This window comes from Mycobacterium gordonae, from assembly GCF_017086405.1.
GTDB lineage: Bacteria > Actinomycetota > Actinomycetes > Mycobacteriales > Mycobacteriaceae > Mycobacterium > Mycobacterium gordonae_D.
Map to the genome: position 1 here is coordinate 6469223 of NZ_CP070973.1, position 14378 is coordinate 6483600.

The window sequence follows — 14378 nt, forward strand, 5'->3', positions numbered from 1 at the left end:
GGCGGCGCTGGTTCTTCAGTCGGTGCCGCGGGCATCGCCGGTGACGGCGGAATCGGCGGCGGCGGCGGGACTGGCGGCGCCGGGGGCCAAGGCAACGCCGGTGCCAGCGGCGGCGGGACCGGCGGCCAAGGTGCGGCCGGTGGGGACGGCGGTCAGGGCGGCGCCGGCGGCGCGGCCGGAGCGACTAACGGCGGCACCGCCGGTGTTCAAGGCGCGGGCGGCCAGGGCGGCATCGGCGGCACCGGCGGCGGCGGCGGCACCGGCGGGGCCGGGACCGACAACAGCGCCAACCCGGGCATCGCCGGGGGCGCTGGCGGCACCGGTGGTGTCGGGGGCACCGGCGGCGGCGCCGGCAAGGGCGGCACCGGGTCGAGCACCGGCGCAGCCGGCACCGCCGGTGACGGCGGCGTAGGCGGCGTTGGCGGGACCGGCGGCCAGGGCGGTGCCGGAACTACAGGGACTGCCGGTGGCGGCACCGGTGGCCAAGGTGCGGCCGGTGGGGATGGCGGTCAGGGCGGCGCCGGGGGCGCGGCCGGGGCGACTAACGGCGGCACCGCCGGAACCCAAGGCGCGGGCGGCCAGGGCGGCATCGGCGGCACCGGCGGCATTGGTGGCGACGGTGGTGTCGGGACAGATAACAGCGCCAACCCGGGCATCGCCGGGGGTGCTGGCGGCACCGGTGGTGTCGGTGGCACCGGCGGCGCGGCCGGCCTCGGCGGCGCTGGTTCTTCAGTCGGTGCCGCGGGCACCGCCGGTGACGGCGGAATCGGCGGTGTCGGTGGGACCGGCGGCGCCGGGGGCCAAGGCAACACCGGTGCCAGCGGCGGCGGAACCGGTGGCCAAGGCGCGGCCGGTGGCGACGGCGGTCAGGGCGGCGCCGGCGGCGCGGCCGGAGCGACTAACGGCGGCACCGCCGGTGTTCAAGGTGCGGGCGGCCAAGGCGGCATCGGCGGGACCGGCGGCGGCGGCGGCACCGGCGGTGCCGGGACCGACAACAGCGCCAACCCGGGCATCGCCGGGGGTGCTGGCGGCACCGGTGGTGTCGGTGGCACCGGCGGCGCGGCCGGCCTCGGCGGCGCTGGTTCTTCAGTCGGTGCCGCGGGCACCGCCGGTGACGGCGGAATCGGCGGTGGCGGCGGGACTGGCGGCGCCGGGGGCCAAGGCAACACCGGTAGCAGCGGCGGCGGAACCGGTGGCCAAGGCGCGGCCGGTGGCGACGGCGGTCAGGGCGGCGCCGGCGGCGCGGCCGGAGCGACCAACGGCGGCACCGCCGGTGTTCAAGGTGCGGGCGGCCAGGGCGGCATCGGCGGGACCGGTGGCGGCGGCGGCACCGGCGGGACCGGCACCGACAACAGCGCCAACCCCGGCATCGCCGGAGGCGCTGGCGGCACCGGTGGTGTCGGGGGCACCGGCGGCGGCGCCGGCAAGGGCGGCACCGGGTCGAGCACCGGCGCAGCCGGCACCGCCGGTGACGGCGGCGTAGGCGGCGTTGGCGGGACCGGCGGCCAGGGCGGTGCCGGAACTACAGGGACTGCCGGTGGCGGAACCGGTGGCCAAGGTGCGGCCGGCGGCGACGGCGGTCAGGGCGGCGCCGGCGGCGCGGCCGGGGCGACTAACGGCGGCACCGCCGGAACCCAAGGCGCCGGCGGCAAGGGCGGCATCGGCGGCACCGGTGGCGGCGGCGGCACCGGCGGTGCCGGGACCGACAACAGCGCCAACCCGGGCGTCGCCGGGGGTGCTGGCGGCACCGGTGGTGTCGGTGGCACCGGTGGCGCGGCCGGCCTCGGCGGTGCTGGTTCTTCAGTCGGTGCCGCGGGCACCGCCGGTGACGGCGGAATCGGCGGCGTTGGTGGGACGGGTGGCCAGGGCGGTGCCGGAACTACAGGGACTGCCGGTGGCGGAACCGGTGGCCAAGGTGCGGCCGGTGGGGACGGCGGAAAGGGCGGCGCCGGGGGCGCGGCCGGGGCGACTAACGGCGGCACCACCGGTGTTCAAGGTGCGGGCGGCCAAGGCGGCGTCGGCGGCACCGGCGGCGGCGGCGGCACCGGCGGGGCCGGGACCGACAACAGCGCCAACCCGGGCATCGCCGGGGGCGCTGGCGGCACCGGTGGTGTCGGTGGCACCGGCGGCGCGGCCGGCCTCGGCGGATCGGGATCCAGCACCGGCGCAGCCGGCACGGCCGGTGACGGCGGAATCGGCGGCGTTGGTGGGACCGGCGGCGCCGGGGGCCAAGGCAGCGCCGGTGCCAGCGGTGGCGGGACCGGTGGCCAGGGCGCGGCCGGTGGGGATGGCGGTCAGGGCGGTGCCGGGGGCGCGGCCGGGGCGACTAACGGCGGCACCGCCGGTGTTCAAGGTGCGGGCGGCCAGGGCGGCATCGGCGGCACCGGCGGCGGCGGCGGCACCGGCGGGACCGGCACCGACAACAGCGCCAACCCGGCATCGCCGGGGGCGCAGGCGGCACCGGTGGTGTCGGTGGCACCGGCGGCGCGGCCGGCCTCGGCGGTGCTGGTTCTTCAGTCGGTGCCGCGGGCACCGCCGGTGACGGCGGAATCGGCGGCGTTGGTGGGACCGGCGGCGCCGGGGGCCAAGGCAACACCGGTGCCAGCGGCGGCGGAACCGGCGGCCAAGGGGCGGCCGGTGGCGACGGCGGTCAGGGCGGCGCCGGCGGCGCGGCCGGAGCGACTAACGGCGGCACCGCCGGAACCCAAGGCGCGGGCGGCCAGGGCGGCATCGGCGGCACCGGCGGCATTGGTGGCACCGGCGGTGCCGGGACCGATAACAGCGGCAACCCGGGCATCGCCGGGGGCGCTGGCGGCACCGGTGGTGTCGGTGGCACCGGCGGTAGCGCCGGCAAGGGCGGCACCGGGTCGAGCACCGGAGCATCCGGCACCGCCGGTGACGGCGGCGTAGGCGGCGTTGGTGGGACCGGCGGCCAGGGCGGTGCCGGATCCACTGGTGCCAGCGGTGGCGGAACCGGTGGCCAAGGGGCGGCCGGTGGGGACGGCGGAAAGGGCGGCGCTGGCGGCGCGGCCGGGGCGACTAACGGCGGCACCGCCGGAACCCAAGGCGCGGGCGGCCAAGGCGGTGTCGGCGGCACCGGCGGCGGCGGCGGCACCGGCGGGGCCGGGACCGATAACAGCGCCAACCCGGGCGTCGCCGGGGGTGCTGGCGGCACTGGTGGTGTCGGTGGCACCGGCGGTGCGGCCGGCCTCGGCGGCGCTGGTTCTTCAGTCGGTGCCGCGGGCATCGCCGGTGACGGCGGAATCGGCGGCGGCGGTGGGACCGGCGGCGCCGGGGGCCAAGGCAGCGTCGGTGCCAGCGGTGGCGGAACCGGTGGCCAAGGTGCGGCCGGCGGCGATGGCGGTCAGGGCGGCGCCGGCGGCGCGGCCGGGGCGACTAACGGCGGCACCGCCGGTGTTCAAGGTGCCGGCGGCAAGGGCGGCATCGGCGGGACAGGTGGCATTGGTGGTGCCGGCGGCACGGGTACCGACAACAGCGCCAACCCGGGCATCGCCGGGGGCGCTGGCGGCACCGGTGGTGTCGGGGGCACCGGCGGCGGCGCCGGCAAGGGCGGCACCGGGTCGAGCACCGGCGCAGCCGGCACCGCCGGTGACGGCGGCGTAGGCGGCGTTGGCGGGACCGGCGGCCAGGGCGGTGCCGGAACTACAGGGACTGCCGGTGGCGGAACCGGTGGCCAAGGTGCGGCCGGTGGCGACGGCGGTCAGGGCGGCGCCGGCGGCGCGGCCGGGGCGACTAACGGCGGCACCGCCGGTGTTCAAGGTGCGGGCGGCCAGGGCGGCATCGGCGGGACCGGTGGCGGCGGCGGCACCGGCGGGGCCGGGACCGATAACAGCGGCAACCCGGGCATCGCCGGGGGTGCTGGCGGCACTGGTGGTGTCGGTGGCACCGGCGGTAGCGCCGGCAAGGGCGGCACCGGGTCGAGCACCGGCGCATCCGGCACGGCCGGTGACGGCGGCGTAGGCGGCGTTGGCGGGACCGGTGGCCAGGGCGGTGCCGGGACTACAGGGACTGCCGGTGGTGGCACCGGTGGCCAAGGTGCGGCCGGTGGGGACGGCGGTCAGGGCGGCGCTGGCGGCGCGGCCGGAGCGACCAACGGCGGCACCGCCGGTGTTCAAGGTGCCGGCGGCCAGGGCGGCATCGGCGGCACCGGTGGCGGCGGCGGCACCGGCGGGGCCGGGACAGATAACAGCGCCAACCCGGGCATCGCCGGGGGTGCTGGCGGCACCGGTGGTGTCGGGGGCACCGGCGGTAGCGCCGGCAAGGGCGGCACCGGGTCGAGCACCGGCGCAGCCGGCACGGCCGGTGACGGCGGAATCGGCGGCGTTGGTGGGACCGGGGGCGCCGGGGGCCAAGGCAGCGCCGGTGCCAGTGGTGGCGGGACCGGCGGCCAAGGTGCGGCCGGTGGCGACGGCGGTCAGGGCGGCGCCGGCGGTGCCGCCGGGGCCACCAACGGCGGCACCGCCGGAACCCAAGGTGCCGGCGGCCAGGGCGGCATCGGCGGGACCGGTGGCATCGGCGGCACCGGCGGGGCCGGGACCGACAACAGCGCCAACCCGGGCATCGCCGGGGGTGCTGGCGGCACCGGTGGTGTCGGTGGCACCGGCGGTGCGGCCGGCCTCGGCGGTGCTGGTTCTTCAGTCGGTGCCGCTGGCATCGCCGGTGACGGCGGAATCGGCGGTGTCGGTGGGACCGGCGGCGCCGGGGGCCAAGGCAACACCGGTGCCAGCGGTGGCGGGACCGGTGGCCAAGGTGCGGCCGGTGGGGACGGCGGTCAGGGCGGCGCCGGGGGCGCCGCCGGGGCGACTAACGGCGGCACCGCCGGAACCCAAGGCGCGGGCGGCCAGGGCGGCATCGGCGGCACCGGCGGCATTGGTGGCGAGGGTGGTGTCGGGACCGATAACAGCGCCAACCCGGGCATCGCCGGGGGTGCTGGCGGCACCGGTGGTGTCGGTGGCACCGGCGGCGCGGCCGGCCTCGGCGGCGCTGGTTCTTCAGTCGGTGCCGCGGGCACCGCCGGTGACGGCGGAATCGGCGGCGTTGGTGGCACCGGTGGCCAGGGCGGTGCCGGAACTACAGGGACTGCCGGTGGTGGCACCGGTGGCCAGGGCGCGGCCGGTGGCGACGGCGGTCAGGGCGGCGCCGGCGGCGCGGCCGGAGCGACCAACGGCGGCACCGCCGGTGTTCAAGGTGCCGGCGGCCAGGGCGGCATCGGCGGGACCGGCGGCGGCGGCGGCACCGGCGGGGCCGGGACCGACAACAGCGGCAACCCGGGCATCGCCGGGGGCGCCGGCGGCACCGGTGGTGTCGGTGGCACCGGCGGCGGCGCCGGCAAGGGCGGCACCGGGTCGAGCACCGGCGCAGCCGGCACCGCCGGTGACGGCGGCGTAGGCGGCGTTGGTGGCACCGGTGGCCAGGGCGGTGCCGGAACTACAGGGACTGCCGGTGGTGGCACCGGTGGCCAAGGTGCGGCCGGTGGCGACGGCGGTCAGGGCGGTGCCGGCGGCGCGGCCGGAGCCACCAACGGCGGCACCGCCGGAACCCAAGGCGCCGGCGGCAAGGGCGGCATCGGCGGCACCGGCGGCCAAGGCGGCACCGGCGGCACCGGTACCGACAACAGCACCAACCCGGGCATCGCCGGAGGTACTGGCGGCACCGGCGGCACCGGCGGCACCGGCGGCGGCGCCGGCAAGGGCGGCACCGGGTCGAGCACCGGCGCAGCCGGCACCGCCGGCAACGGCGGAATCGGCGGCACCGGCGGCACCGGCGGACAAGGCGGACAAGGCAACACCGGCAGCAGCGGCGGCGGCACCGGCGGCCAAGGCGCAGCCGGCGGCGACGGCGGCCAGGGCGGCGCCGGCGGCGCCGCCGGAGCCACCAACGGCGGCACCGCCGGAACCCAAGGCGCCGGCGGCCAGGGCGGCATCGGCGGCACCGGCGGCCAAGGCGGCACCGGCGGCACCGGGACCGACAACAGCACCAACCCGGGCATCGCCGGAGGTACTGGCGGCACCGGTGGTGTCGGTGGCACCGGCGGCGGCGCCGGCAAGGGCGGCACCGGGTCGAGCACCGGCGCGGCCGGCACCGCCGGCAACGGCGGAATCGGCGGCACCGGCGGGACCGGCGGCGCCGCGGGCCAAGGCAACACCGGTAGCAGCGGCGGCGGGACCGGCGGCCAAGGCGCGGCCGGCGGCGACGGCGGCCAGGGCGGCGCCGGCGGCGCCGCCGGAGCCACCAACGGCGGCACCGCCGGAACCCAAGGCGCCGGCGGCAAGGGCGGCATCGGCGGCACCGGCGGCCAAGGCGGTGCCGGCGGCACCGGGACCGACAACAGCGCCAACCCGGGCATCGCCGGGGGCGCAGGCGGCACCGGCGGCACCGGCGGCACCGGCGGCGGCGCCGGCAAGGGCGGCACCGGGTCGAGCACCGGCGCAGCCGGCACCGCCGGCAACGGCGGAATCGGCGGCACCGGCGGCACCGGCGGACAAGGCGGACAAGGCAACACCGGTAGCAGCGGCGGCGGCACCGGCGGCCAAGGCGCAGCCGGCGGCGACGGCGGTCAGGGCGGCGCCGGCGGCGCCGCCGGAGCCACTAACGGCGGCACCGCCGGTGTTCAAGGCGCCGGCGGCAAGGGCGGCATCGGCGGCACCGGCGGCGGCGGCGGCACCGGCGGCACCGGGACCAACAACAGCGCCAACCCGGGCATCGCCGGGGGCGCAGGCGGCACCGGCGGCACCGGCGGCACCGGCGGCGGCGCCGGCAAGGGCGGCACCGGGTCGAGCACCGGCGCAGCCGGCACCGCCGGCAACGGCGGAATCGGCGGCACCGGCGGCACCGGCGGACAAGGCGGACAAGGCAACACCGGCAGCAGCGGCGGCGGGACCGGCGGCCAGGGCGCGGCCGGTGGGGACGGCGGTCAGGGCGGCGCCGGCGGCGCGGCCGGAGCCACCAACGGCGGCACCGCCGGTGTTCAAGGCGCCGGCGGCAAGGGCGGCATCGGCGGCACCGGCGGCCAAGGCGGCACCGGCGGCACGGGGACCGACAACAGCGCCAACCCGGGCATCGCCGGGGGCGCAGGCGGCACCGGTGGTGTCGGGGGCACCGGCGGCGGCGCCGGCAAGGGCGGCACCGGGTCGAGCACCGGCGCAGCCGGCACCGCCGGCAACGGCGGAATCGGCGGCACCGGCGGCACCGGCGGACAAGGCGGACAAGGCAACACCGGCAGCAGCGGCGGCGGCAGCGGCGGCCAAGGCGCAGCCGGCGGCGACGGCGGTCAGGGCGGCGCCGGCGGCGCGGCCGGAGCCACCAACGGCGGCACCGCCGGAACCCAAGGCGCCGGCGGCAAGGGCGGCATCGGCGGCACCGGCGGCGGCGGCGGCACCGGCGGAGCCGGGACCAACAACAGCGCCAACCCCGGCATCGCCGGGGGCGCAGGCGGCACCGGCGGCACCGGCGGCACCGGCGGCGGCGCCGGCAAGGGCGGCACCGGGTCGAGCACCGGCGCGGCCGGCACCGCCGGCAACGGCGGAATCGGCGGCACCGGCGGCACCGGCGGACAAGGCGGACAAGGCAGTACCGGCAGCAGCGGCGGCGGCACCGGCGGCCAAGGCGCAGCCGGCGGCGACGGCGGTCAGGGCGGTGCCGGCGGCGCGGCCGGAGCCACCAACGGCGGCACCGCCGGAACCCAAGGCGCCGGCGGCAAGGGCGGCATCGGCGGCACCGGCGGCCAAGGCGGCACCGGCGGCACCGGGACCGACAACAGCACCAACCCGGGCATCGCCGGAGGCGCAGGCGGCACCGGCGGCACCGGCGGCACCGGCGGCGGCGCCGGCAAGGGCGGCACCGGGTCGAGCACCGGCGCAGCCGGCACCGCCGGCAACGGCGGAATCGGCGGCACCGGCGGCACCGGCGGACAAGGCGGACAAGGCAACACCGGCAGCAGCGGCGGCGGCACCGGCGGCCAAGGCGCAGCCGGCGGCGACGGCGGTCAGGGCGGCGCCGGCGGCGCCGCCGGAGCCACCAACGGCGGCACCGCCGGAACCCAAGGCGCCGGCGGCCAGGGCGGCATCGGCGGCACCGGCGGCCAAGGCGGCACCGGCGGCACCGGGACCGACAACAGCACCAACCCGGGCATCGCCGGAGGCGCTGGCGGCACCGGTGGTGTCGGTGGCACCGGCGGCGGCGCCGGCAAGGGCGGCACCGGGTCGAGCACCGGCGCGGCCGGCACCGCCGGCAACGGCGGAATCGGCGGTGGCGGCGGGACCGGCGGCGCCGCGGGCCAAGGCAGTACCGGTAGCAGCGGCGGCGGGACCGGCGGCCTGGGCGCGGCCGGCGGCGACGGCGGCCAGGGCGGCGCCGGCGGCGCGGCCGGAGCCACCAACGGCGGCAACGCTGGTATTCAGGGCGCCGGCGGCAAGGGCGGCACCGGCGGCCAAGGCGGCACCGGCGGCACCGGCGGCACCGGCACTGCAGGCACCGCCACTCTGCCTGGGGGTAACGGCGGCCAGGGCGGCCAAGGTGGTACCGGCGGCGCCGCGGGCGCTGGTGGCACCGGAAGCAGCGTCGGCGGAGTGGGCACCGGCGGCCAAGGCGGCACCGGCGGCACCGGCGGCGCCGGCGGTACCGGCGGCGTGAATGCCGGCACAACCGCGACCGCTGCAGGCCAAGGCGGCACCGGCGGCACTGGCGGCAGCGGGGGCAACGCCGCTGCTGGCGGTATCAACGGCGCCGCTGGTACCGGCGGCGTCGGCGGCCAAGGCGGCACCGGCGGCTCTCCGAGCGCCGGCAACGGTGGGGCTGGCGGCCAAGGCGGCACCGGCGGCGCCCGCGGAACTGCAGGCTCCGGCGCAGGCGCCGCAGGCGGCGCGGGCACGGGCGGCAACGGCGGCACCGGCGGCACCGGCGGCAAGGGTGGCACGGGTACCAACGGCGGCGCGGGCGCCGCGGGGTCGCTCGGCTTCACGGGCGGCACTGGCGGCGCCGGCGGCACCGGGGGTGCTAACGGCGGCAACGGCGGCCAAGGCGGAATCGGTGGAACCGGCGGCAACGGCGGCAACGGCGGCAACGGCGGCATTGGCGCCAATGGCGGTAACGGCGGCCAAGGCGGCACAGGCGGGACCGCCGGTGCTGCCGGCGCCGCAGGAACCGGCGGGGTGGCTGGCGCCCTGGGTACCGGCGGGACCGGTGGCATCGGCGGCAACGGCGGCCTCGGAGGCAATGGCACAGGCTCTACCGGCGGCGGCCAAGGCGGCAACGGCGGCCAGGGAGGCACCGGCGGTGGTGGCGGCGTCGCTGGAAACGCCGGCAGCGGCGGTCTCGGTGGAAACGGCGCGAATGGCGGAAACGGTAGCGTCAGCACACCCGCCGGGTCAGCCGGTGGAAAGGGAGGCGCCGGCGGTGCAGGCGGAACCGCGGGAGCCGCGACCGGCGGCGGGTCGGCGGGCAACCAGGGCAGCGGCGGCAACGGCGGAAACGGCGGCAACGGCGGCAACGGCGCTGCGGCTGGCATTGGGGGCATTGCCGCCACCGGCGGTGCCGGGGGCGCCGGCGGAAACGGCGGAAACGGCCTTAACGCCGGCTCCGGTGGAGCCGGCGGAACGGGCGGAACCGGCGGTGCCGGCGCGGCGGCCACCGCCGCCGTAAACGCCACAGCTGGCGGCCAAGGGGGCCAGGGCGGCCAAGGGGGCAGTGCCGGTACCCCCTCCGGCGGCACCCAAGGCAGCGTGGGAACCGCCGGCAAGGGCGGCGACGGCGGCGCCGGCGGCGCTGGCTTTAACATAAGCCCCACCGCTGCACGGACCAACGGCGCCGCGGGCGGTCAAGGCGGCCAGGGCGGCGCCGGCGCCGTGGGCGTGACCGGTGGAAACGGTGGTGACGGCGGCCTCGGCGGTAGCGGCGGCGCGGGCGGCCTGGCCGGCCAGGGCAACAACGCAACCGTCCCCGGCGGAACCGGCGGCCAGGGGGGCCAGGGCGGTACTGGCGGCACCGCCGGAGCCGCCGGTGCTGGCGGAGTCAGCGGGGACGGCGGTCAGGGCGGCAAAGGCGGCGTCGGTGGTGGAGGCGGTCAAGGCGGTCAAATCGGCGGTAACGGTGGCATTGGCGGGCAGGGCGGATCCGGCGGTACCGGCGGCAGCGGTGGGCTGAGCGGCAATGGCGGCGCGGGCGGCCAGGCCGGCAACGGTGGCAAAGGTGGAGCCGGTGACAACCGGGTTAATGCTGGTGACGTCGGCGGCGCTGGCGGCCAGGGCGGCCAGGGTGGTACCGGCGGCCAAGGTGGCGCAGGCGGCACGAGCGGCGGCGACGGCGGCAATGCGGGTGCCGCAGGCACCGGCGGCACCGGCGGCACCGGCGGCACCGGTATCACCCTTGGCACCGGAGGCGCTGGCGGCGCTGGCGGCGCCGGTGGGACCGCCGGCAACGGTGGCAATGCTCTCGGCGGCAATGGCAGCGGCGGTAACGGCGGCAACGGCGGTGCCGGAGGAACCGGCGGCACGGGAGGCACCGGCGGTAACAACGCCGCCGGCGCTGCCGGGGGCACCGGGGGCAGCGGCGCCACCGGCGGCACTGGCGGCAACGGCTTCGGCTCCGGCAGCGGCGGCGCTGGCGGCAACGGCGGCGCCGCCGGCGGCGGCGGCGCAGGAGGCAACGCCGGCGGCGGCAACCGCAACGGCGGCAACGGCGGCAACGGCGGCGCCGGCGGCGCCGGCGGCACCGGCGGCGCTGGTGGCGCCACAGGCGCCGGCGGCAAGGGTGGCAGCGGTGCGACCGGCGGCAACGGCGGCAACGGCGGCAACGGCACGGGCGCCGGCATCGGCGGCACCGGCGGCAACGGTGGCACCGGCGGGGGCGGCGGCAAGGGCGGCACTGGCGGGGGCGGCGCCAACCCTGGCGCCACCGGGACGGGCGGCGGCACCGGGTCGGCCGGGTTTGTCGCGGTGGGTAAAGCCGGCGGCGCCGGAGGCAAGGGAGGCACTGCCGGCTCCGGCGGAGACGGCGGCTCCGCGTGATCGCTAGCAAGGGGCAGCGGAGCGACTGCCATTGCGACTGCGCGAGATTCCGGTGCGCGGCTCCACGCGGCCCGGACCCGGCCCGCAGCCATCGGACCTAGAGATTGATCCGCAAGAGCACCTCCGGAACAGGCAGAGTGCGACAAAGGTGGGGCAGCGCAAATGCCGGACTGTATGGCCGCGCGCTGTCGGACTTAGTTCTGTTGGGGTCGGGGGCGGACCGACGGGCACGAAAAACATCGCGCTGGCGGCGCCTGCAGCACGTCCAGATCGGCCACGCGGCAGCTCCGGGGGGTGGCCCGAGGGGCATGGGTCGCCGGAGCGACCAGCATGCTCGACCTGGCCAGCTGGTCGCCCAAGATGAGAGTCGACCCGGGGCAAGAAACGGCCGCGCCCGGGCGCGCAGCTGCGACTGATCGATTGCAACTTGTTGCGGCTGTCTGCCGTTGCCACCAGCACCGGTCGCGTGCAACTGCCCAGCTCTAAGGCTGCGGGATCGCCGCCGAGCCCGTTCCGAACACGGTGCAGATCTGGCGCGTCATCATGCAGTGCTCGATGGACCTCGCCGACTGGCTGCAAATGGTCGCTCTTCAGGACCACCCCGCCCACCTCTGAGAAACGAAACCTCTACGGCAGAGCCCATTTCTACCGATCAATCAATCGGACCAACGGCACGAAACACTGAGGCGAGTGCTGTGTCAAAGCCTCTGCATCAGCGAAATCCTGGCCGTCACGCAGTCACGTGACTCGCGTGCACATCATCAGCCGGCCGCGCCTCGGTCTGCTCCTTGGCCCAGCGGTAGTCCGGCTTACCGGCCGGTGAGCGTTTCACCTCGTCGACGAACCAAAGACTTCGTGGCACTTTGTATCCCGCGATCTCCGAGCGAACGAAGCAGTCCAGCTCCGCCAACGAAGGCCGCGCCCCTTCCCTGGCTTGCACCACGGCTGCGACGTGCTGGCCATAGCGCGGATCCGGCACACCGACCACTAGCGCGTCGAACACATCGGGGTGACCCTTCAGCGCCGCCTCGACCTCTTCGGGGTAGATCTTCTCGCCGCCACTGTTGATCGACACCGAGCCGCGGCCCAGCATCGTGACGGTGCCGTCCTCTTCGACCATTGCGTAGTCGCCCGGAATCGCATAGCGCACACCGTTGATGGTCTTGAACGTCTCGGCTGTCTTCTTCTCGTCCTTGTAATACCCGACCGGAATATTGCCCTTCTTGGCGATGAATCCGCGCACACCGGAGCCGGGCTTCACCTCGTTGCCTTCTTCGTCGAGGACGACGGTGCGATGGTCGATGGTCACCCGTGGTCCACCGCTGTGCGGCGCGTCCTTCGCGACGATGCTGGTGCCGCCGAAGCCTGTCTCCGACGATCCGATTGAGTCGGTGATAACGCGATTCGGCAGCAGCTCAAGGAATTTCTCTTTGATGCTCGGCGAGAACAGCGCGGCCGTGCTGGCGAGCAGGAACAGTGAGGAGAGGTCGTAATCGTTGTCCTTCTGCAATGCGTCCAACAACGGGCGGGCCATCGCGTCACCGGTGAAAAACAGCAGGTTCACTTTGTGTCTGTGAATGGTCTCCCATACCTGCTCGGCGTTGAATTCCGGTGCCAGCACGGTGGTTTGGCCCGAGAAGATCGACATCCAGGTGGCCGATTGGGTGGCCCCGTGGATCATCGGAGGAATCGGATAGCGGACCATCGGGGGGTTCGCGGCCGCAGCCTTCGCTAGGTCGTACTCGTCCTTGACGAATTCCCCTGTGGCGAAGTCGGTTCCGCCCAATAGCACGCGGTAGATGTCTTCGTGACGCCACATGACGCCTTTGGGGAAGCCCGTGGTGCCGCCGGTGTAGAGCAGATAGATGGCATCTTCGGTACGGTCACCGAAGTCGCGCTCGGGCGAGCTGTCGGCGATCGCGGCGTAGAACTCGACACCGCCGTAGCGCTGGTATTCCAGGTCGCTACCGTCCTCCACGACCAGCACCGTCTTGACGTTCGGGGTGTCCGGCAGGACGTTGGCGACCCGGTCGGAGTACTGACGCTCGTGCACCAGGGCAACCATGTCTGAGTTGTCGAACAGGTAGCGCAGCTCGCCTTCGACATAACGGAAGTTGACGTTGACCAGGATCGCGCCCGCCTTGACGATGCCGAGCATCGCGATGACGATCTCAATGCGGTTGCGGCAGTACAGGCCGACCTTATCGCCCTCGCGCACGCCCTGTTCCATCAGGTAGTGCGCGAAGCGGTTGGCCTTCTCTTCGAGTTGGGCGTAGGTCAACTGTTCGTCACCACAGATGAGGGCTACACGGTCCGGCACAGCGTCGATGGCGTGCTCGGCAAGGTCAGCAATATTCAGAGCCACGGCCACCAAATTAGAACGTGTTACATTTCTTGACAAGCTCAGACCCGATGTCGAGGAAGAGGCGGTAGCCGTGGCAGAGCAGCCAGCAAACGAATCCGGACCCGACGCGCTGGTGGAGCAGCGCGGCCACACACTCATCGTGACCATGAACCGGCCGCATCGCCGCAACGCGTTGAGCACCGAAATGATGCATATTATGGTCGAGGCGTGGGACCGCGTCGACAACGATCCCGACATCCGCTGCTGCATCCTCACCGGCGCCGGTGGCTACTTCTGCGCCGGTATGGATCTCAAAACCGCGACCCAGAAGCCGCCGGGCGACTCCTTCAAGGACGGCAGCTACGACCCGTCGCGCATCGACGCCCTACTCAAGGGTCGTCGGCTCACCAAACCATTGATCGCGGCCGTCGAAGGACCCGCGATCGCCGGCGGGACCGAGATCCTGCAGGGCACCGACATCCGGGTGGCCGGCGAGAGCGCCAAGTTCGGCATCTCCGAGGCCAAGTGGAGCCTGTACCCGATGGGCGGGTCGGCCGTCCGCCTGGTACGCCAGATCCCCTATACGGTGGCCTGCGACCTGCTGCTGACCGGGCGTCACATCACGGCCGCGGAAGCGAAAGAGATGGGGCTGGTCGGACACGTCGTTCCGGACGGTCAAGCCCTGACCAAGGCGCTCGAGCTTGCGGAGATCATCGAGAACAACGGCCCATTGGCGGTTCAGGCAATCCTGAAAACCATCAGGGAGACCGAGGGCATGCACGAGAACGAGGCGTTCAAGATCGACACCCAGATCGGCATCCAGGTGTTCTTGTCCGACGACGCCAAGGAAGGTCCGCGAGCCTTCGCCGAGAAGCGCAAGCCCGAGTTCAAGAACCGTTGACGTCCTTTCGCCACTCCCCTTCCTCGCCGAGCGTGACGCCAGGGCGGCCCGACGGGCGATTCTCAACCCTCAGAACACGTTCGGCGGCCCCGTCGGTGTCCCGGTGCAG

The 14378-nt window shown here is 76.2% G+C and carries 4 protein-coding genes; 3 read left to right on the forward strand and 1 reads right to left on the reverse strand.

The window, feature by feature from the left end; translation table 11 throughout:
• The first annotated feature begins 297 nt into the window (after window positions 1-297).
• Window positions 298-2910: a PE family protein gene (locus JX552_RS34335; protein WP_431196014.1), complete on the forward strand. Its 2613-nt coding sequence runs from the start codon at window positions 298-300 to the stop codon at window positions 2908-2910.
• 599 nt (window positions 2911-3509) lie between these two features.
• The gene (locus JX552_RS34340) at window positions 3510-11024 is read left to right on the forward strand and encodes a PE family protein (RefSeq protein ID WP_431196015.1); all 7515 of its coding nucleotides are present in this window, start codon (window positions 3510-3512) and stop codon (window positions 11022-11024) included.
• A 730-nt stretch (window positions 11025-11754) separates the two neighbouring features.
• Here the strand turns inward: JX552_RS34340 and JX552_RS27870 are convergent.
• Window positions 11755-13395 carry an acyl-CoA synthetase gene (locus JX552_RS27870; RefSeq protein ID WP_205874985.1) on the reverse strand — a complete coding sequence of 547 codons (1641 nt, stop codon included), beginning with the start codon at window positions 13393-13395 and terminating at the stop codon, window positions 11755-11757.
• 139 nt (window positions 13396-13534) lie between these two features.
• Here JX552_RS27870 and JX552_RS27875 point away from each other — a divergent pair, with 139 nt between their 5' ends.
• Window positions 13535-14269 (forward strand): crotonase/enoyl-CoA hydratase family protein, encoded by a 735-nt coding sequence (locus JX552_RS27875; RefSeq protein WP_241011223.1) that lies wholly within the window; start codon window positions 13535-13537, stop codon window positions 14267-14269.
• Window positions 14270-14378: the final 109 nt, after the last annotated feature.